The sequence below is a fragment of the Amycolatopsis benzoatilytica AK 16/65 genome, assembly GCF_000383915.1.
In the GTDB taxonomy this organism is placed as follows: domain Bacteria; phylum Actinomycetota; class Actinomycetes; order Mycobacteriales; family Pseudonocardiaceae; genus Amycolatopsis; species Amycolatopsis benzoatilytica.
Window position 1 is genome coordinate 755,551 of sequence record NZ_KB912942.1, and the last position, 19,797, is coordinate 775,347.

The following is a 19,797-nucleotide window of genomic DNA, read 5'->3' on the forward strand; positions in this document are numbered from 1 at the left end:
CAGCACGCTGAAACGGGTGATCGCTGGGCGGGACGCGGGCACCGGGTTTTCGGCGCCCGCTTTGTCCGGGCATGGTCGGGAGGCCGGGCCCACCCCGACGGACCCGACCTCCCGGGGAAAGCGGGCCGGATGCGCACACACCCGCCCCGCGTGTCTAACGGGACCCCCGCCGGCGCGTTGACCGGACGCCGCACAGCGGGGGTCGCGGCCGTTTGCTACCCGCTGAACCGCTCCGCCAAACGCGGGCCGCTCGGAAAATCCACAATCGGGCGCGCAGCGCGGTGACGAGGTTGCGCTGAGTGGCAGGCAGGAAGGGATGAAAGGGATTTACCGGGACTGAGAGGGGCGAGCTGCGGTGCCGCTGGGGCTGGTGGTGTCAACGATGCTGAAGTGACTAATGAGTCTCTAGAGACTGAAGGGATTGATGTGGCGATTTGTCGGCAAATCTTCTGCAGTAGCACAGGGGATGGGTGCTGAGTCGCCTGAAACCGGTGGCGGGACAGACGCCCGCCTGCTGCCAGAGAGGACGGGCCGAAGACTGCCCGGACGGGCGACCCCAGGTGGGCGAGGCGCCGACGGTCTCGGCGAGCGCGCCGGGCGATGGCGGAGTGTCCGAGGTGCTGAAGTCGCGCCCGGGCGATGGCGGAGTCCCGAGGAGCGGAAAGCGCGCCCGGGCGACGGCGGCGTGCCCGAAGCGCTGAATACGACGGAACCCTGGCTCGGAAGTCCGAACCAAGGGTTCCGTGCGATGAATGATCCAGTCGCGGTCGATGCCATTCCGCGGGTGATCCCGCCCCGGGAATGCCTGGCTTGCGCGACCGAGCGAACCCGCCGCGCATCCTGCGGCGGGGTCACTCGAATGCGGACTCCGCCTTTGCCCCGATTCGTCTTCCCCCGCATTCGGATCCATTGGTTCCGAATGCCGATCTTCCGGCCGCCTTCCCGGGCCCTCGGCGCGAGGATTCGCCGGACAGAAGGGGTCGCCTCGCAATGACCGCCGTCCAACCAGTTGGCATCATGCGGCCGAAGCTGCCGAATCACATCCGATTGTCCGAATCGGCCCCGATTGTCCTGTCTGCGCCGCGGTCCGGACCGGGTGCGCCGATCGGGCGTGGCAACCCCGAAGTGCCTGCTGCCCAGCCAGTGCGCCCGAAAAAACCGGACCACCCGGTCAAGTTCACTCGCCGAGCCAACCCGACCTCGTCAGCCGTGCTCGATCAAGCGGTCCGAGCCGGCCCCCTTCTGCCAAGTCGTCCCTCCGGAGGCCGGGCCCCGATGCCGGCCCCGGAGGGAAAAACTCAGCTCGCGTAAGCCCGCAGCCGGTCCGCTCGCTCGCCTTGGCGGAGCTTCGCCATGACCTCGCGCTCGATCTGGCGGACGCGCTCGCGCGACAGGCCGAAGTGCTTGCCGATCTGGTCGAGCGTGCGCGGCTGGCCGTCGTCGAGGCCGTAGCGGAGGCGGATGACGTGCTGTTCGCGGTCGTCGAGCGTCGCCAGCACACGCCGCAGGTCGTCCTGCAGCAGGCCGGAGATCACGGCGCTCTCCGCGTCGGTCGCTTCGCTGTCCTCGATGAAGTCGCCCAGCGGGGCGTCTTCCTCGGCGCCCACCGGCATGTCGAGGCTCACCGGATCGCGGGACTGGTCGAGCAGGTCGGAGATCTTGTGCACCGGAATGCCCGATTCGGCGCTGAGCTCCTCGTGCGTCGCGTCGCGGCCGAGCTGCTGGTGCAGGTCGCGGCGGATCCGGGCGAGCTTGTTCACCTGCTCCACCAGGTGGACGGGCAGCCGGATGGTGCGGCCCTGGTCGGCCATGCCGCGGGTGATCGCCTGGCGGATCCACCACGTGGCGTAGGTGGAGAACTTGAACCCCTTGGAGTAATCGAACTTCTCCACCGCGCGGATCAGGCCCAGGTTTCCCTCCTGGATCAGGTCGAGCAGCGGCATGCCGCGCCCGGTGTAGCGCTTCGCGAGCGACACCACCAGGCGAAGGTTGGCCTCCAGCAGGTGGTTCTTCGCGGTGTGGCCGTCTCGCACCAGCGCACGCAGCTCCTTGCGGCGCAGCGGCGTGAGGCTGTCGGCGGTGTCCAGCATGTGCTGGGCGAACACCCCGGCTTCGATCCGCTTCGCCAGCTCGACCTCGTCGGCCGCGCTGAGCAGCGCGGTCTTGCCGATGCCGTTCAGGTACACCCGCACCAGGTCGGCGGCCGGGCTCTGCGCGTCGAGGTCGGCGTCGGTGAGCGCCCCCACGCTCGCCCGCTCCTCGGTCTGCTGTGCTGGAATCCCGCGCTCGCGAATCCCGCGCGCTTGGCGTTCGAGAGTCTGGACTGACATTCTGCCTCCCCGGTCACGGGCTGAACGTGTCTCGCCGGCACCTGCGGGACGGGGCCTGTGGAATCCCGTGTCCGCGGGCCCAGCCGGCTTGGCTGGACATCGGGTCTAACGCTCCGGGCGGTTCAAACGTTCCCGGCTCGCTGAAATGAGGACGGTCAGCCCCGCCCCGCGGTTGCTCCACCAATACTGAGGTTTTCCTGAGAACTGCGGGGCCGGCGGAATTGCTCGCGAATCGCATGTCCTGCAACGAATGCTACCCGCGGATTTGCGAGGTGGGCTAAACCTCCACAAGAACCGTGAACGGACCGTCGTTCACGCTTTCCACCGCCATCTCCGCGCCGAACCGTCCGGTCGAGACCGTCGCGCCGCGGTCGCGCAGGCCGGCGACCACCGCGTCCACCAGGGGTTCGGCGGCTTCCGGCCGGGCCGCCGCCGTCCAGGACGGGCGGCGGCCTTTGCGAGTGTCGCCGTAGAGAGTGAACTGCGACACCACGAGCAGCGGGGCACCGGTCGTCGCGCAAGATTGTTCGTCGCGCAGCAGCCGGAGTTCGTGGAGTTTGCGCGCCATCGTCTCGGCTTTGCCGGCGTCGTCGTCGGCGTGCACGCCGAGAAGAACGAGCAGTCCCGCTCCGTTGATCTCTCCGACAATCTCCCCCGCTACCGTCACGCTCGCGCGGGTTACCCGCGCTGCGACCGCCCTCACCGCGCGGAACCCGGCACGAGCATTCCGTGCCGCACGAGTTCGCGGATGATCGGCAGCGCCGCAGCGGTCAGCTCGTCGGCGTCGAGGCCCTGCGCGGCCGACAGCAGCTCCAGCAGATCCGACAGCGGCAGCGCGCCCCGGCACCCGGCCAGCAGCCGGGTGGTGAGCTCGTCGACCTCGTGCTGCCAACCCGGCCCGTCCGTACGGTGCAGCCGGCGCACGGTCGTCTCCCAGCCCTCGTCACCGGGGGAGTCGACACGTTCGAGCAGCACAGTGTCCGGGACGCGGAAGGCGACATCCAACACCGCGTCGCCGTGCGTGCGCAGCCACTCGACACGGTCGAGCCAGTTCGCCGCTTCGGGGCCCAGTGGGTCGTCGTAAGCCTGACGCAGGTCTTCGCAGACGACAGTCGGCGTCTGACCGTTCGCGCGACGCAACGTGACAAAGCCGAAGCCGATGCCCTGTACGTCGTTCGCGGTGAACCAGTCGAGCCACGCGGCGGCCTTCGCCTGTCCTTCGGGCGAGCGCGGGTCGATGCCCTCGTCGCGCAGCCAGGTGCCGACGTACAGACCCGGGTCGGCGACGTCGCGCTGTACGAACCACGCGTCTGTCTCAGCCGGCAGCCATCGCGCGACGCGGTCGCTCCAGTCTTCGCCGCGACGGTGCATCCAGGACGCAAGCAGCTGCCCGGTGCCACCGTCGTTGAGGAAGCTGGGCAGTTGGCGGATGACCAGCGCGCTCGCGTCGTCGCCGGCCAGCCCGGAGTCGCGGTAGGTGTAGTCGACGCGCGGCGGCCCGACCACGAACGGCGGATTGCACACGATCTGGTCGAACCGGCGGCGCGCGACCGGCGCGAACCACTCGCCTTGCAGCAACTCCGCTTCCAGCTCGTTCAGCCGGAAGGTGCCCGCGGCGAGCGCGAGCGCACGGGCCGAGACGTCGGTCGCGGTGATCTTCTTGGCGTGCCGGGTCGCGTGCAGCGCCTGGACGCCGTTGCCGGTGCCGAGGTCCAGCAGGCTGCCGACCGGGCGGCGGCTGGTCGCGCGGATCAGGCTCAGCGACGCGTGCCCGACGCCCAGCACATGGTCCTCGGGCACGACGTGACCGAGGAGGTCGGCGTCGAGGTCGGAGACGACCCACCAGGAGCCTTCCTCGTCGCCGTGCGGCCGGATGTCGAGCGCGGCGCGGAACTCCTCGCCGACGGTCCGCAGGATGCCCGCTGCCACCGCGTCGGCGGCGCTGAGCGGCGCGAACGCGGAGGTGACCGTCTTCTCCGGCTCGGCGAGGCCAAGCAGGAACAGCCGGATGAAGACGCCGAGATCCCCGGCGTCGAGGCTGGCGCGGCGGGCTGGCTCCGGCTCGCCGCGGCCGAGCGCCGCGTGCGCTGCGCCGCCGAGCGCGTCGACGACGCCGTCAGCGTCGTAGCCGGTGCGGCGGAAGGCTTCGCGAAGCCGCGCGCAGACGTCGTCGGAAAGGTCAGGGAGAGGCGTGTTCGTGCTCACGGTGGGTAAGCCTGCCACGATGGGCATCGTGACCACCGAGACCACCGGCCGTGTCCTCGCTCCACTCGAGGCGGCACTGCCTGAGCTTGAAGCGCTGTATGTCGATCTGCACCGCCATCCGGAGCTCGCGTTCGCCGAGACCCGCACAGGCGCGGAGCTGGCGCGACGGCTGACCGAAGACGGCTTCGAGGTGCACACCGGCGTCGGCCAGACCGGTGTCGTCGGCGTCCTGCGAAACGGTGACGGGCCGACGGTGCTGCTTCGCGCGGACATCGACGCGCTGCCAGTCGAAGAGCAGACGGGGCTCTCGTACGCGAGCACGGCGCGCGGCGTCGACTCACAGGGCCGCGACGTGCCGGTCATGCACGCGTGCGGCCACGACATGCACGCGACGTGGCTCTCGGGTGCCGCGCACCTGCTGGCTGCTTCGCGCGACGAGTGGTCCGGCACGCTGCTCGTGGTTTTCCAGCCCGGTGAGGAAGTCGGAGACGGTGCCGCCGGGATGGTCCGCGACGGTCTGTTCGACCTGGCCGGCCGCCCGGACGTGGTCTTCGGCCAGCACCTCGTGCCTGGCCCGGCCGGGTGGGTGCTCACTCGCCCCGGGGTGATCATGGCGGCCACCGACACGCTGCGCGTCACCCTGCACGGCCGCGGCGGCCACGGTTCGCGCCCGGAGACCACCGTCGACCCGGCCGTGCTGGCCGCGTCCGTGGTGCTCAAGCTGCAGACCATCGTGTCGCGGGAGACCGCGGCGACCGAGCCCGCGGTGGTCACTGTCGGGTCGATGCACGTCGGCACCGCGGCGAACGTGATCGCCGATCACGCGGTGCTGGAGGTCAATACCCGCGCGTTCGACGACGCGGTGCTGCTGCGCCTGCGCAAGGCAGTCGAGCGGATTGCGAACGGCGAGGCGGCCGCCGCCGGAGCGCCGCAGCCGCCGACGGTCGAGGTGGTCGCGTCGTATCCGGTCACCGCGAACGACGACGCCGCTTCCGACGAGCTGACCGAGGTGTTCCGCGCGCACTTCGGGCCGGCCGCGACCATGCCCGCTCCGCTGGTCACCGGCAGCGAGGACTTCAGCGAGTTCGGCCGCGCGGCCGAGGTTCCGTCGGTGTTCTGGCTGGTCGGCGGCCTGGACCCGGAGCAGGTGATCACCGCGATGACCGAGGGGCGGTTCGAGACGGACATCCCGTCGAACCACTCGTCGAAGTTCGCGCCGGTGCTGCACCCGACCCTGCGGACCGGGGTCGAGACGCTGGTCGTCGCGGCTTTGTCCCGGTTCACCCGGCCGGGTGTCGCGGACGGGCGGCGAGTGGGAGAATGAGCGTCGGAGGTGGTGCTGTGACCGCACCTGCCCACGGGCCGGACCCTCGCCCGGACCCGGTGCTGATCACCGAGGCCGCGCCGTCGCTGGACGATCAGCTGGCGGCACGGAAGCGGAAGTACGTCATCATGATGGTCTGCCGGATCCCGTGCCTGGTCCTGGCCGGGCTGACTTATCACACGTGGTGGCTGGCGATCATGTTCCTGGTGATCTCGGTGCCGCTGCCGTGGGTGGCGGTGCTGATCGCCAACGACCGGCCGCCGCGGAAAACGGAGAAGGTGAACCGGTTCTCCCCGGACGCTAAGAAGATCGAGCACAGCAAGCACCAGGTGATCGACGGCTGATCCCGGCGGGCGCTGTTCGTCGCCGGGCCGGAAGCCCGTGAAGGGCCCCTTCCCGGAATCTGGTTCCCGGAAGAGGCCGTTCACGGACTGTCGCGTTCTGGCCGTGCTCAGGGCTGCGGGCCGACGCGGCTTACCGCCAGCGCGCCCAGCCGGGTGCCGGCTTCCAGAACGTCCACTGTGGACTTCTGGGCCAGCCAGGTGGTGAGGACGCCCGCGTCGAAGGCGTCGCCGGCGCCGGTGGAGTCCACGCAGTCCGCTTCCACCGCGGGCACGGAGACGACGCCGTCCGGGTCGATCCAGCTCGCGCCGCCCAGACCCGCGGTCACCACGACCGCGCCGACGGCGTTCAGGAGTTCGGCGGCGGAAGCCGGGTCCGCCGAACCGGTGAGGGCGAGAAGCTCCTCGGTGTTCGGCATCAGCAGGTCGGTTCCGCGGACGTCGTCCAGGAACGCTGCCGGGTCGTGGATGTGCGCTGCCGCCTGCGGGTCGACCGACGTGGTGAGGCCGGCTTCCTTGGCCGCGGCCAGCGCGGCCAGGCCGGCCGGTCGCGACGACGGGTCCAGCAGGACGTAGCCGGACAGGTGCAGGTGGCCGGCGCCGGCCAAGGCGTCCGGGGTGACGTCTTCGGGAGCGAAGCGTTTGTTCGCGCCTCGGTCGGCGAGCATGCTGCGCTGGCCTTCGCCGTCCACGAGGACGACGACGCAGCAGGTCGGCGCCTCCGGGTCGGTCGCGAACGCGCAGCGCACTCCGGCCGCTTCGAGTTCGGCGCGGATCAAGCGGCCGCCGGAGTCGTCGCCGATACGGGCGACCAGGGTGGTGTCCGCGCCCAGCGAACGCAGCCAGAGCGCGGTGTTCGCGCCGGCTCCGCCGCCGGTGAAGCGGATGTTCGCGCGGGCGTCGCCGCCGTGCGGGAGGGGTTGGTCGTGTCGTGCGACGACGTCCAGGCCGGCGTCGCCGACCACCACGATGCCGGTCACGACAGCGCCACCGCCACCTCGGTCGCGAGCTTCGCGTTGGACAGCACCAGCGCTTCGTTCGCGTCGATGCTCACGCCCTCGCTCGCGGTGTGGAAGTGCTCCAGCAGCACCGGTGTCACGTCCGCGCCGTGCACGTGGCCCGCTTCCAGCTTCGCGAGGCCCTCGCGCAGCAGCCGGTCGTGCAGCTCACGGTCCATTTCGGACTCTTCCGGGATCGGATTCGCCAGCAGCACCCCGGAATTCGCGTAGCTGCGGTGCGCCGCGATCACCGCGGCGGCCTGCTTCGCGTCGTCCACCCGCCAGCCGAGCCGGTGGCCCGACGAACGAAGGTAGAAGGCGGGGAAGTCGTCGGTGCGGTAGCCGAGCACCGGGACCGAGTTGGTCTCCAGCACCTCGAGCGTCGCGGCGATGTCGAGCACCGACTTCACGCCCGAGCAGACGACCACCGTCGGCACCTTGGCGAGCACGCCGAGGTCGGCCGAGACGTCCCAGCTCCGCTCCGCGCCCAGGTGCACGCCGCCGAGGCCGCCGGTGGCGAACACGCCGATCCCGGCCGCGGCGGCGAGCGCCGAGGTGCCGGCGACGGTCGTCGCGCCGGAGCGGCCGAGGCCGATCGCCGGGCCGAGGTCGCGCAGGGAAAGCTTGTCGAGACCGGCGTCCGGCGCGCAGACGCGCTCCAGTTCGGCGGGGGAGAGGCCGATCACGGCCCGTCCGTCGAGGACGGCGATGGTGGCCGGCACCGCGCCGCCGTCGCGGACGACCTGCTCGACGCGGCGGCCGACGTCGAGGTTGCGCGGGTAGGGCAAACCGTGCGAAAGGATGGTGCTCTCGAGGGCGACGACGGGGTGACCGTCACGCAACGCCGAAGCGACTTCCTCGTGGATGAAAAGCGGAGTGGTCTGGGTGGTCACAGAGGGACATCATCTTTGATCGCCGCGGGCGGCGCGGCATCGGGTCAGCTCTGCCCGCGGATGCCGTCGGGTCGCGGCTTCCCAGCGTGACCGGGCAGTCTCGGTGAGGTACAACGGCACGCGCGAGGGCAGCTTTCCAGCGCTGCGGCGGCGCGTCGTCTTCTGGCGCTTCGTTATTGGACCTGGCCGGGTACGGCGTCGTAACAACGTCGTCTCGCGGCTCGCTCGTCGGGCAGCGCTGCGGCGAGCTGCTCGGGCGTCGCGCGCGACGGCGGTGGCGTGCGACATCCCGGCTCTCGGCGGTCCAGCGGCAGGTCAGAAGACGGTATCCGGGGATTACCGGGGGCGCGTCGCTGAGGCATGATGGTGGGGTGAGCACCGAGACGCTGACCAAGCCGGAGACCGACAGCACCGAGTCGACCGACGACGACTCCCCGAAGATGTTCCACTACGTGCGCAAGAACAAGATCGCCGAAAGCGCGGTCATGGGCACGCACGTGGTGGCGCTCTGTGGCGAGGTCTTCCCGGTCACGAAGTCGCCCAAGCCCGGGTCGCCGGTGTGCCCGAAGTGCAAGAAGATCTACGAGGGCCTGCGCCCCGGCGGCGACGACTGACCTGCGCGCCAACCGGCCTCGCCCGCCGGTGGCTGCTGCGCGAAACCGTCCGTGAAGGGCCCCTTGAGGGAATCCAAGTCCCTCAAGGGGCCCTTCACGGACTGGGAGCGGGGAGCCGCGGGTTCCCCGGCGTCCCGTTCTCCGGGAACAAATGTGAAAATCCTTCACTCGGTGGCTGTGCACCCGGGGAGGAACTGGTAGATCTTCATCCGGCCAGTCGCCTCCCCGCAGGAGTCCTCCCATGCGCAGAACCGGCATCGTGTTGTCCCTCGTCGTCCTGCTCTCCGCGTTCAGCACCGTCGCGGCAGGCGCCGCCAGCGCGGTCACCGGCTGGACCACCGTCGGCTCGGACCGGGCTCGGCCGCTCGACGAGAGCCAGGGGCTGGCCACCGTGGAACGGCCTTCGGGCACGAGCATCCGCTACACCGGCATCGGCACCATCGACCCCGGTCTCGCGGCCAAGGGCTGGAACCACATCGGCGACCCGGGGTCGGCGAAGGGCTGGTACGTCGAGCCGTACCAGCGCGACGACCGCGGGGCGAAGCTCTTCCGCGTCGAGGCGCCCGACGGCAGCCGCGCCGACTACCAGCACGCGCTGGAGTCCTGGGAGGCCAACAACAACTCCTTCGCCGCGGTATCGCCGGACGCGCGCTGGATGGTGTCCGGCGAGTGGGGCACGATGGACCGCCTGCTCGTCTACCCGATGCCGGGCGTAGCGGCCACCGATCCCGGGCAGAACCTGCCGTACGCGTCGGCGATCCGGCTGGACCACCCGGTGCGCGACGTCCAGGGCTGCGACTTCGTGTCCGCCACCCGGCTGATGTGCTCCTCCGACGACCCTGAGGGCAGCCTTTTCGGCACCACCAAACCGCTGCTGCAGGTCGACCTCGCCGCGCCGGTTTCCGGTTCGGACGTCACCGGGCACGTCACCTCGCTCGGCCAGCTTCCGCTGGAGAGCGGCTGCAGCGGCAACTTCGAGGTCGAGGGAATCGACTACGACGAGCGCGACGGCACCCTGCGCGTGGTCGTGATGTCGCCGAGCGTCTGCATCGCGTTCGACAGCAAGACCTGGCGGTTCCGGCAGGGCTGAGGCGGGCGGTCAGCGCTGTGAAGGACGGTTGCGCGGTTCCGGGCCGGACGACGGCCCGGAACCGGCGGTGCGAGGCCGTTCGGCCGGGCGGGTCCGTTCCTGCGCCGGGGGACGCGGGCCGTCCGGTGCCGCGAACTGCGCGGTTTCCGAAGCGGTCTCCGGTTCGGCCTGGCCCAGCTCGGTGCCGTGCACGTCGCCCGGAGCGCCCTCCTCGTGCTCGTCGGGATGCCGTTTCGGCCTCCGCAGCGGCATTGTCGTGCGGTCCCACAGCCGGCGGCCCTCTTCGGCGCGCAGCCGTTCCGTCGCGCGTTCCATTTCCAGCCGTCGCCACTTGCGCCGCTGCCGGCGGGTCGCCTTGGCCGGCCACAGCTCCTGGATCGCGCTGTTGAAATATGCCCCGCCGACCACCGCGAGGCCGATGAAGAACATCAGCAGCAGGAACGCGATCGGCGCGGCCAGCGCGCCGTAGGTGTAGCCGGTCTTGGTGATCCAGTTGAGGTAGATCCGCAGCCCGATGCTCGACACCAGGAACACCACGCCGGCCAGGATTGCGCCGGGCAGGCCGCGGTGCCAGGGCAGCCGTCGCGGCAGGGCGAGCTTGTACAGGGTGGTCAGCGCCAGCACGATCATCACGCCCAGCACCGGGTAGTACAGCGCGCCGACCCAGGACGTGACGGTCGGGCGCCAGTCGAGCGGGAAGAACTCCGGCAGCAGGTCCGGGCCGATCGCCAGCAGCGGCAGCCCGATCACCAGCCCGATCAGCGCGCACAGGTACAGCAGCAGCGCGAAGATCCGCTGCCAGACCTCGTTGCGCACGCCGTACTGGTCGTGCGCGACGGTGATCGCGTCCACGAACGACGACATCGCCGACGAACCCGCCCACAGCGAGATGACGAAGCCCACGGACACGATCTCGCCCTTGCCCACGGTGAGGATGCTGTTCACCGTCGGCTCGATGATCTCCTGCACCACGTTCGCGCTGAACACGGTGTGGCAGAAGGTGATGATCCGGTCGTGCACGGCGGTGACCACGCCCTGGCCGAACCACTCGCCGATGAACCCGACGCTGCCGAGCAGCCCGAGCAGCAGCGGCGGGAGCGACAACGTCTGCCAGAAGGCGGCCTCGGCCGCTTCGGAGAAGATATTGCCGTCCCACGCTTTCGCGAGCGTGCGGGTCAGGAGCCGCCACGGCCCCCTGCGCACGGTCTTCTCCGGCGCTCTCTTCTCCGGCACTGCCTCGCCGGCGTCCGGTCTCACCTCGCCCATGGTGTGTCCCAGCATGGTCTATCCGCGCCGTTTTGGCTCGTCGCCCCCGCTGAGCGCGGGCGTGTCGGGGGACACCACCCGTGGCGGTGGCGGGCGCCGGCGGGGACGGAAGGTAAGCTGGCCGACGTGCCCTCATCGCGGCGCCCGGCGGCGAAGCCGGTGCCACCGTGGGGGTTTTCGCACGTCACGGCCGCGCGGAGCGGCCCGGGAAGGGGGTGAGCGCAGTCATGTCCGAGACGAACCAGCAGGTGCTCGGGGCGCCGCCCGCCGAGAAGGACGCCACCGCGCGTCCGCTGCGCGCCTGGCAGCGGCGGGCGCTCACGAAATACCTGTCCGGCAAGCCGAAGGACTTCCTGGCGGTCGCGACGCCGGGCGCGGGCAAGACCGTCTTCGGTCTCCGGATCGCCGCCGAGCTGCTGTCCGACCGCACCGTCGAAGCGGTCACCATCGTCACGCCGACCGAGCACCTGAAGCACCAGTGGGCGTCCGCGGCCGCGGCGGCGGGCATCCCGATCGACTCGAACTTCCGCAACACCACCGGCGTCACGTCGTCGGACTACCGCGGCGTCGCGGTCACCTACGCGCAGGTCGCCGCGCACCCCACGCTGCACCGGGTGCGCACCGAGAACCGCAAGACGCTGGTGATCCTCGACGAGATCCACCACGCGGGCGACGCGAAGTCCTGGGGCGACGCGACCAGCGAGGCGTTCACCCCCGCGGTGCGCCGGCTCGCGCTCACCGGAACCCCGTTCCGCAGCGACGATTCGGCGATCCCGTTCGTCACCTACGAGCCGGACGCGGGCGGTTTCCAGCGCAGCAAGGCCGACCATTCCTACGGCTACTCCGACGCACTGGCCGACGGCGTGGTCCGGCCGGTCGTCTTCCTCGCCTACTCGGGCGAAGCGTCCTGGCGCACCAGCGCCGGCGAGGAGTTCACCGCTCGGCTGGGCGAACCGCTTACCGCCGAGCAGAACGCTCGTGCCTGGCGGACCGCGCTGGATCCGTCCGGCGAGTGGATCCCGGCGGTGCTGCAGGCCGCGGACACCCGGCTCAGCCAAGTCCGCCAGTCCATCCCGGACGCGGGCGGCCTGGTGATCGCCACCGACCAGGAGACCGCGCGCGCCTACGCCAAGATCCTGGAGCGGATCTGCGGCCAGACGCCGACGCTGGTGCTGTCCGACGACCCGAAGGCGTCCGGGCGGATCAAGGAGTTCTCCGAGACCACCGAACGCTGGATCGTCGCGGTCCGGATGGTGTCCGAAGGCGTCGACGTGCCGCGGCTGGCCGTCGGGGTGTACGCGACCAGCGCGTCCACCCCGCTGTTTTTCGCACAGGCCATCGGCCGCTACGTGCGGGCGCGGAAAAAGGGCGAGACGGCGAGCATCTTCCTGCCGAGCGTGCCGGTGCTGCTGGAGCTGGCCAGCGAGCTGGAAGCGCAGCGCGACCACGTGCTCGGCAAGCCGCACCGGGAAAAGGAAGGCTGGGACGACGAGCTGCTCGCCCAGGCCAACCGCACCGAGGACGAGCCGGGCGAGGAGGAGAAGGCGTTCACCTCGCTGCACGCCTCCGCCGAGCTCGACCAGGTGATCTACGACGGCAACTCGTTCGGCACCGCGGTGTTCTCCGGCTCCGACGAGGAACAGGAGTACCTCGGCCTGCCCGGGTTGCTGGAACCGGACCAGGTCCGCGCGCTGCTGCGCAAGCGGCAGGAAGAGCAGATCACCGACGAGAAGCGGCGCAAGCCGAAAGCCGAGGAGCCGGCGGCGCCGCCGGTCCGGTCCCAGTCGGTCGCCGAACGGCTGGGCTCGCTGCGCAAGGAACTCAACGCGCTGGTCGGCGTGTACCACCACCGCACGAAGAAGCCGCACGGCGCGATCCACAACGAGTTGCGCCGCCAGTGCGGCGGTCCGCCGACCGCGATGGCGACGGTGGAACAGCTCGAGGAACGGATCGTCACGCTTCGGTCTTGGTAGCGCGTGACCCAGTAGCCGGACAAAACCGGACAACTTCCCGAACGGTACTTTCTGGTCGGGTGTGCCGGATCCGGTCAGCTCTCGAGGTTGACGCGATTCTCCGCAAGCTACGCAGCGTGCCCGTCATTCCGGCGGGCACGCTGACCGTGCCTGGTTGCCCGTCACCCGCGCTTGTCCGGTTTTTGTCCTGGTAGGACGCGTCGACAGTCCGTTCGCCTGCTCCCGCCTGGGCGGCTCGGTCGCGCGCACCGACGAAACCGGACGGCCGGTCGTCACGCAGCGTGCGTGGCGGCGGTCACTCCGTCGCCGTGCACCGCCATTCGGGCCCGTGTTGCCGAACCGTGTCCATTTGGTGTCAGTTAATCGATCAGACTGTCTTCCCTCGGGCCGTTCGGCGGCATATGTTGTCGGCCACAACATATGTGCGACGGTGCACCGGGGCCTTCTCCGGATCACCCCGCGAGCATGATCGGAGAAGGAACGAGGATGCGCACCAGAACCCTTACCCTCCTCGCCGCGACGGTGAGCGCCGGCTTGGCGCTGACCGCGTGCGGCGCGAACAGCTCAGGTTCCGGGAACTCAGGGAACAACAGCTCCGCGTCGGCTCCGGCGGGCGGCGGCGCCAACGGCAAGGTCGGCGTGATCCTTCCGGAGACCGCCACCTCTGCTCGCTGGGAAGCCTTCGACAAGCCGATGCTGCAGGCTGCGCTCTCCGCGCAGGGCTTCAGCGCGGACATCGAGAACGCCCAGGGCGACAACCAGAAGTTCTCCACCCTCGCCGACGGCTTCATCAGCCAGGGCGTCAAGGTGCTGATCATCGCCCCGTCCGACCCGGCGGTCGGCGCGGCGATCGAGGCCAAGGCGAAGACCGCGGGCATCCCGGTCATCGACTACGACCGTCCGAGCCTCGGCGGTTCGGCCGACTACTACGTCTCGTTCGACAACGAGAAGGTCGGCGAACTTCAGGCGCAGGGCCTGGCGGACGCGCTGAAGAGCAAGCCGGGCGCGAACGTGGTGCAGATCGAGGGCGCGCCGACGGACAACAACGCGACCCTGTTCGCCGCGGGCCACGACAAGATCCTGAAGCCGCTGTACGACTCGGGCGCGCTCAAGCTCGTGCAGAAGCAGGCCATCGACAACTGGGACGCCCAGGTCGGCGGCACCACCTTCGAGCAGATCTTCACCCGGGTCAACGGCAAGGTCGACGGCGTCCTCGCGGCGAACGACGAGCTGGCCGGTGCGGTGATCACCGTGCTGAAGAAGAACGGCCTCAACGGCAAGGTCCCGGTCACCGGCCAGGACTCGACCGCGGCCGGTCTGCAGGCGATCCTGCGCGGCGACCAGACGCTGACCATCTTCAAGCCGATCAAGGAAGAAGCGGACAACACCGCGAAGCTGGCCGCGGCGCTGGCCAAGGGCGACAAGGCAGCGGCGGACGCGATCGCGACCGGCAAGCTGCACGACCCGAAGAACAACCGCGACCTGAAGTCGGTGCTGCTCACGCCGCAGCTGATCACCGTCAAGGACATCAAGACCGTGGTCTCCGCGGGCTACGTCAAGGCGTCCGCGATCTGCACCGGCGACCTCGCCGCCAAGTGCACCCAGTACGGCATCTCCTGACGCCTTACTGTGCTGAAAGTTGCTGGTCCGGCCACCGCCACGGCCGAACGACTCCGCCGCGACGGTTACCTGCCGCTTCGGAATCGGCCCGCGTTGGCCGGATCAGCAACTCCCCGCCAGAGCAACCGGGCCGGGACGCGTTCCTCTGACACGCGTCCCGGCTCGGTCCCCACGCGAGAGACAAGCGAACCCATGAGCGAGCCCATTCTCGACATCACCGGCCTGAACAAGAGTTTCGGCCCGGTCCACGTCCTGCACGACGTGGACTTCACCGTGCGGGCGGGCGAAGTGACCGCGCTCGTCGGCGACAACGGGGCCGGCAAGTCCACTTTGGTCAAATGCATCGCAGGCATCCACCCGTACGACACCGGTTCGGTCCGGTTCGACGGCGCGGAGGTGCACATTCACGGTCCGAAGGACGCCGCCGAGCTCGGCATCGAGGTCGTCTACCAGGACCTCGCGCTGGCCGACAACCTCGACATCGTGCAGAACATGTTCCTCGGCCGCGAACGCGGCAACAGCTGGCTGCTCGACGAGGCCAGCATGGAGAAGGCTGCGCGCGAGACGCTGGCCTCGCTCGGCGTGCGCACGGTGAAGTCCGTCCGCAGCCTGGTTTCCGCGCTGTCCGGCGGGCAGCGGCAGACCGTCGCGATCGCGAAATCGGTGCTGTGGAACAGCAAAGTCGTCATCTTGGACGAGCCGACCGCCGCGCTCGGCGTGGCGCAGACCAAGCAGGTGCTCGACCTGGTGCGCCGGCTGGCCGAACAGGGCCTCGGCGTGGTGCTGATCAGCCACAACATGGCCGACGTGTTCGAGGTGGCCGACCGGATCAACGTGCTCTACCTCGGCCGGCTCGTCGCGGAGGTCCAGACCAGCGACGTCACGCACGGCCAGGTCGTCGAACTCATCACCGCCGGCCGGTCGGGCGACCTCGGCCTGGCCCGTCCCGAAGCTGTCGCGCTGTGACCGAGAAAGAACCTGCCATGACCGAAACTTCCGAGAAGCCGCAGACGCCGGACGCGCCCTCCGGGGCGATCACCGACTTCGGCATCGACACCACTTCGATGTCCACCGGCGAGGCGATCCGGGACTACTTCGCGCGGATGAAGGCCGGGCAGCTCGGCTCGATTCCCGCCGTGCTCGGCGTGATCGTGCTCGCGATCCTGTTCAGCGCGTTGTCCGGTGACTTTTTCACGCTGCGCAACATCGCGAACCTGCTGGCGCAGGGCGCGGGCCAGACCATCATCGCGATGGGCATCGTGTTCGTGCTGCTGCTGGGCGAGATCGACCTGTCCGCGGGCACCGCGTCCGGCGTGTGCGCGTCGCTGATGGCGCTGCATTACGTCCACAATGGAAACCTGCTGGGCTCCATGGGCACCGGCGTGTTCATCACGTTCCTCGCGGTGCTCGTGCTCGCCGTGGTGCTGGCGCTGCTGCAGAGGATCTGGGCCGGAGCGGCGATCGCCCTCGTCGGTATCGTGGTGATCCTGATCGGCGCGCCGGTGAACGCATGGGTCGAGATGGTCATCGCGATCTGCACCGGCACCGCGATCGGCTGCATCACCGGTTTCCTGGTGTCGAAGATCGGCATGCCGTCGTTCGTCGTCACGCTGGCGCTGTTCATCGTGTGGCAGGGCGTGATCCTGCAGTTCGTCGGAGAGGGCGGCACGCTGCCGATCAGCACGAACGACACGCTCAACGCGGTCGCCAACGGCAACCTTTCGGTGCTGGGCAGCTGGGTGATGTTCGTGGTCGCCGCCGGCGGTTACGCCCTGCTCGCGCTCGGACAGCACTTCTCGCGGCGGAAGCGCGGGCTCGTGGTGCAGCCGACGGCGATCGTGCTGGCGAAGGTCGGCGCTGTCGCGGTCATCGCGGCGGTGGCGACCTACTTGCTCACCGTCAACCGGGCGTCGAACAGCCTCGTGGTGATCCAAGGCGTGCCGTATGTGGTGCCGATCGTCCTGGTCCTGCTGGTCGCGGGCACCTACGTGCTCAACCGCACGCGGTACGGACGTTACCTGTACGCGGTGGGCGGCAACAAGGAAGCGGCGCGCCGGGCCGGCATCAACGTGCCGAAGATGCGCACCAGCGTGTTCGTGATCAGCTCGTCGTTCGCGGCGATCGGCGCGATCGTCTACTCGTCGAAGCTGGGCGCGGTGAACGCACAGGCCGGTGGCCTGAACACGCTGCTGTTCGCGGTCGGCGCCGCGGTGATCGGCGGAACGTCGCTGTTCGGCGGCAAGGGCCGGATCATCGACGCCGTCATCGGTGGCGCGGTGCTGGCGATCGTCAACAACGGACTGGGTCTGCTCCAGCAGCCGCCCGCGGTGGTCAACATCGTCACCGGTCTGGTGCTGATGCTGGCCGCGACGGTGGACGCGTTGTCGCGTCGGCGGGCTGAGTCGTCCGCACGCTGAGGGCTGATGGGAAGATGATCCGGTGAGCAGCTCGCCCGTCGCCCGCCCGGACGAGGTGCGTCGGCACAACCGCACCACACTGTTGCGACTGCTGCACGTCGGCGGGCCCAGCACCCGGGCGGCGCTGGCCACCGAACTCGGGCTCAACCGGAGCACCATCAAGACGCTCGTCGACGGCCTGGCGGAAGCCGGGGTAGTCGAGGAGAGGGTGCCGAGGCCAGGGCGAGGGGCGGGCCGCCCCTCGCTCCTGGTCCTGCCCCAGCCGCACGCGGCGGTGGTGCTGGCGGTCGACGTGCAGGTAGAGCACGTGGCCATCGCACTGGTCGGGCTGGGCGGGCAGATCCTGGGCCGTAACAGCTGGAACCTGCATGCCCGCACCCGGACCCCGGACGAGGTGATCACGCACGTGATCGAATCGGCCCGGGTCCTGGCCGCGGACCTGGACCTGGAACCGGCCGGGGTCGGAGTTTCGGTGCCCGGCGTGGTGCGCCGGGCCGACGGCCTGGTCCACGAGGCCCCCAACCTGCGCTGGACCAACGTGGCGCTGGGGGACCGGTTGTCCGCCGTCCTGCGCATCCCGGTGCTGGTGGCCAACGACGCGGAACTGGGCGCGGTGGCCGAACACCTGCGAGGAGCCGCCCGCGGCTCGTCGGACTCGGTCTACGTGTCCGCGGACGTGGGCGTGGGCGGCGGCGTGATCTCCCAGGGCTCGTCCCTGCGAGGTGGAGCCGGCTACGTGGGCGAGATCGGGCACATGGCCATCCGCCCCGGCGGCAGCCCCTGTTACTGCGGCAGCAGCGGCTGCTGGGAAACGGAAATCGGCGAGGCCGCCCTCTGCCGTGCGCTGGGCCTGCCGGCAGACACCACCCGGGGCGCAATCCTGGTGGAGCTGCGAGAGCTGGCGCAGGACCCGGTTGCCGCAGCGGAACGCCTGCACGAGTACGCAGAGTGGCTGACCCTCGGCCTGCTCAACGTGGTCAACCTGCTGGGCCCGGAACTGGTGGTGCTGGGCGACCTCCTGACCGTGCTGCCCGACTCGCTGATCCGCTCGATCACCGACGAGGTCAAGCGGCGAAGCCTGGTCTCCCGAGCCGCGGGCGGTACCCGGATCGTCAGCTCCGCCCTAGGCGCGGACGTCAAGCTGCTGGGCGCCGCCGAAGTTGCCTTCGAAATGGTGCTGGACACCGTCTGACCGCCGCTTCGCCCGTCCGTGAAGGGCCCGTTGAGGGAATCCAATTCCCTCAACGGGCCCTTCACGGACGGGCACGGTGCCGGGACGGGCCCGGAAAGCCCGAGAGGCGGCAAGCGCAACGCGCTTGCCGCCTCTCGGGCGAAACGAATCGGACGGGTGGACTACTTCTGGATCTCCGCGGCCAGTTCCTTCAACTTGGCCTCGTGCTCACGGGCGTGGTGCCCGCAGAAGAGCAGCTCGCCTCCTGAGCTAAGGACAGCGCGTACCTGTGCTGCTGCTCCGCACCGGTCGCATCGGTCGAGGGCGGTCAATTCGGGGCGGGTGAGCGTCGGCGTTGTCATGGGGGTCTCCCTCCGTCCCGGCACCGGTCGCCCGGTGCCTCGATCCAGCTACGCCCACTTCGGTCCTGATGCCTTCGGCGGGATCGCGTCCGGCTCCGCGGTGTTCGTGCTTCTACTGTTGCAGACGTTTGGCGGCCCGCAAGTGTTCCCGCGCCGGTGGGAGGTGCGTCACCCCGAATTAGCCCGGTTGCCGCAGCGGAATCTCATCCTGTAGGAGCAAGCCGCCCGACTGTGTGCGTTTTCCGTGGTCAGGCACCATGCCGGAGTGGGCTTCGCACTCTCCGGGAAACGCCTTGGCAGGATTCCGGCTCCGGTCTTGTTCGTTCTCAGCGGAATTTCGATGTATGCCGGAGCGGCCGTCGCGGTCGGTCTTTTCGGGCACGCTTCTCCGTCCGGAGTCGCCTGGCTGCGCTGCCTCGGCGCGGCCATGGTGCTCCTGGTGTGGCGTAGACCACCGAAGGAGGCATGGCGGGGCAGGAGACTGCTGCTCGCGGGCACTTTCGGCGTCGTCACCGCCGGGATGAACGTGGTCTTCTACGAGGCCATCGCGCGGTTGCCGCTGGGCACCGTCGTCGCGCTGGAGTTCGCCGGCCCGGTGGCCGTCGCCGCGATCGGGTCCCGAAACCGGCGCGATGCGATCGCACTCGGGCTGGTGGCCGCCGGGGTGGTCGCGATCGCCGACGTGCGGATCGCGGGCAGCCTGCTCGGCCTGGTGTTCGCGCTGGCCGCGGCGGCTGCCTGGGCGGCGTACATCGTGCTGGGGAAGCGGGTCGCGATCGGCGGGGACGGGATCGATTCGCTCGCGGTCGGGTTCGTGGTGGCGACGGTCCTGCTCTCCCCGCTCGCGCTCGGTGCCGCCCAGGTGTGGGGTTCGCCACGAATGCTGGTGCTCGGAATCGGGGTCGGCGTGCTGTCTACCGTCGTTCCCTATGGGCTGGACCAGGTCGTTCTGCGTCGGCTGGGCCGGGCGCGCTTCGCGGTGCTGCTGGCCTTGCTGCCGGTGACCGCGAGCGTGGTCGGGTTCGTGGTGCTCGCTCAAGTGCCTGGCGTCGTGGAGTCGCTCGGGACCGTCGCGGTGATAGCCGGGGTCGCGTTGCGCAGCCGGGAAGACACCGGTCCGATCACGGAACCTCCTGGCTGAACAGCCGCGGATGGCTTGCCGGGCCGTCGGCCGCGATACTGGGGGGCGCGAG

General features: G+C 69.9%; 17 protein-coding genes. 10 read left to right on the forward strand and 7 right to left on the reverse strand.

The genetic code is table 11. The features are described 5' to 3' along the window. Positions 1-1,298: 1,298 nt before the first annotated feature. The 3 genes from AMYBE_RS0103555 to AMYBE_RS0103565 form a co-directional block, all read right to left on the reverse strand. Positions 1,299-2,330, reverse strand: coding sequence for a sigma-70 family RNA polymerase sigma factor (locus tag AMYBE_RS0103555; RefSeq protein WP_027927342.1), 1,032 nt, complete (start codon positions 2,328-2,330; stop codon positions 1,299-1,301). Between the two features lie 277 nt (positions 2,331-2,607). Next, a complete protein-coding gene (dtd, locus tag AMYBE_RS0103560; RefSeq protein ID WP_027927343.1) occupies positions 2,608-3,033 on the reverse strand; it encodes a D-aminoacyl-tRNA deacylase in 426 nt (141 codons plus the stop codon). Next, positions 3,030-4,535, reverse strand: coding sequence for a DUF7782 domain-containing protein (locus AMYBE_RS0103565; RefSeq protein WP_020657965.1), 1,506 nt, complete (start codon positions 4,533-4,535; stop codon positions 3,030-3,032). Before AMYBE_RS0103565 ends, dtd begins: the two co-directional genes overlap by 4 nt. Before the next feature lie 19 nt (positions 4,536-4,554). Here AMYBE_RS0103565 and AMYBE_RS0103570 point away from each other — a divergent pair, with 19 nt between their 5' ends. Together AMYBE_RS0103570 and AMYBE_RS0103575 are read left to right on the forward strand one after the other, a co-directional pair. Then, on the forward strand, positions 4,555-5,859 hold the full coding sequence (locus AMYBE_RS0103570) for an amidohydrolase (RefSeq protein ID WP_020657966.1): 1,305 nt from the start codon (positions 4,555-4,557) through the stop codon (positions 5,857-5,859). A 17-nt stretch (positions 5,860-5,876) separates the two neighbouring features. Further along, positions 5,877-6,203: a DUF3099 domain-containing protein gene (locus tag AMYBE_RS0103575; RefSeq protein WP_027927344.1), complete on the forward strand. Its 327-nt coding sequence runs from the start codon at positions 5,877-5,879 to the stop codon at positions 6,201-6,203. A gap of 107 nt (positions 6,204-6,310) precedes the next feature. Here the strand turns inward: AMYBE_RS0103575 and AMYBE_RS0103580 are convergent, their stop codons facing one another. Beyond that, complete coding sequence (locus AMYBE_RS0103580) at positions 6,311-7,180, reverse strand: carbohydrate kinase family protein (protein WP_020657968.1); 870 nt, start codon at positions 7,178-7,180, stop codon at positions 6,311-6,313. Then, positions 7,177-8,091, reverse strand: coding sequence for a pseudouridine-5'-phosphate glycosidase (locus AMYBE_RS0103585; RefSeq protein WP_020657969.1), 915 nt, complete (start codon positions 8,089-8,091; stop codon positions 7,177-7,179). Before AMYBE_RS0103585 ends, AMYBE_RS0103580 begins: the two co-directional genes overlap by 4 nt. Positions 8,092-8,462: 371 nt before the next feature. Between AMYBE_RS0103585 and AMYBE_RS0103590 the strand changes: the two genes are divergently transcribed. Next, positions 8,463-8,705 (forward strand): DUF3039 domain-containing protein, encoded by a 243-nt coding sequence (locus AMYBE_RS0103590; RefSeq protein WP_020657970.1) that lies wholly within the window; start codon positions 8,463-8,465, stop codon positions 8,703-8,705. A gap of 241 nt (positions 8,706-8,946) precedes the next feature. Beyond that, positions 8,947-9,795, forward strand: coding sequence for a hypothetical protein (locus AMYBE_RS0103595; RefSeq protein ID WP_020657971.1), 849 nt, complete (start codon positions 8,947-8,949; stop codon positions 9,793-9,795). 9 nt (positions 9,796-9,804) lie between these two features. Here the strand turns inward: AMYBE_RS0103595 and AMYBE_RS0103600 are convergent, their stop codons facing one another. After that, positions 9,805-11,061 (reverse strand): YihY/virulence factor BrkB family protein, encoded by a 1,257-nt coding sequence (locus AMYBE_RS0103600; protein WP_051124883.1) that lies wholly within the window; start codon positions 11,059-11,061, stop codon positions 9,805-9,807. Positions 11,062-11,288: 227 nt separating this feature from the next. Between AMYBE_RS0103600 and AMYBE_RS0103605 the strand changes: the two genes are divergently transcribed. From AMYBE_RS0103605 to AMYBE_RS0103625, 5 genes are all read left to right on the forward strand, one after another. Continuing rightward, positions 11,289-13,034, forward strand: coding sequence for a DEAD/DEAH box helicase (locus AMYBE_RS0103605; protein ID WP_020657973.1), 1,746 nt, complete (start codon positions 11,289-11,291; stop codon positions 13,032-13,034). Between the two features lie 486 nt (positions 13,035-13,520). Next, complete coding sequence (locus tag AMYBE_RS0103610; RefSeq protein WP_020657974.1) at positions 13,521-14,654, forward strand: sugar ABC transporter substrate-binding protein; 1,134 nt, start codon at positions 13,521-13,523, stop codon at positions 14,652-14,654. A gap of 192 nt (positions 14,655-14,846) precedes the next feature. Continuing rightward, positions 14,847-15,620, forward strand: coding sequence for an ATP-binding cassette domain-containing protein (locus AMYBE_RS0103615; RefSeq protein WP_020657975.1), 774 nt, complete (start codon positions 14,847-14,849; stop codon positions 15,618-15,620). 17 nt (positions 15,621-15,637) lie between these two features. Next, positions 15,638-17,071 (forward strand): sugar ABC transporter permease, encoded by a 1,434-nt coding sequence (locus AMYBE_RS0103620; protein ID WP_020657976.1) that lies wholly within the window; start codon positions 15,638-15,640, stop codon positions 17,069-17,071. 22 nt (positions 17,072-17,093) lie between these two features. Further along, the gene (locus tag AMYBE_RS0103625) at positions 17,094-18,263 is read left to right on the forward strand and encodes an ROK family transcriptional regulator (RefSeq protein ID WP_020657977.1); all 1,170 of its coding nucleotides are present in this window, start codon (positions 17,094-17,096) and stop codon (positions 18,261-18,263) included. Positions 18,264-18,424: 161 nt separating this feature from the next. Here AMYBE_RS0103625 and AMYBE_RS43770 read toward each other — a convergent pair whose 3' ends face one another. Further along, positions 18,425-18,604 carry a DUF7455 domain-containing protein gene (locus AMYBE_RS43770; protein ID WP_027927345.1) on the reverse strand — a complete coding sequence of 60 codons (180 nt, stop codon included), beginning with the start codon at positions 18,602-18,604 and terminating at the stop codon, positions 18,425-18,427. A gap of 340 nt (positions 18,605-18,944) precedes the next feature. On the opposite strand from AMYBE_RS43770, the gene AMYBE_RS0103635 reads away from it, so the two are divergent. Further along, positions 18,945-19,745: an EamA family transporter gene (locus AMYBE_RS0103635; protein ID WP_020657978.1), complete on the forward strand. Its 801-nt coding sequence runs from the start codon at positions 18,945-18,947 to the stop codon at positions 19,743-19,745. Positions 19,746-19,797: the final 52 nt, after the last annotated feature.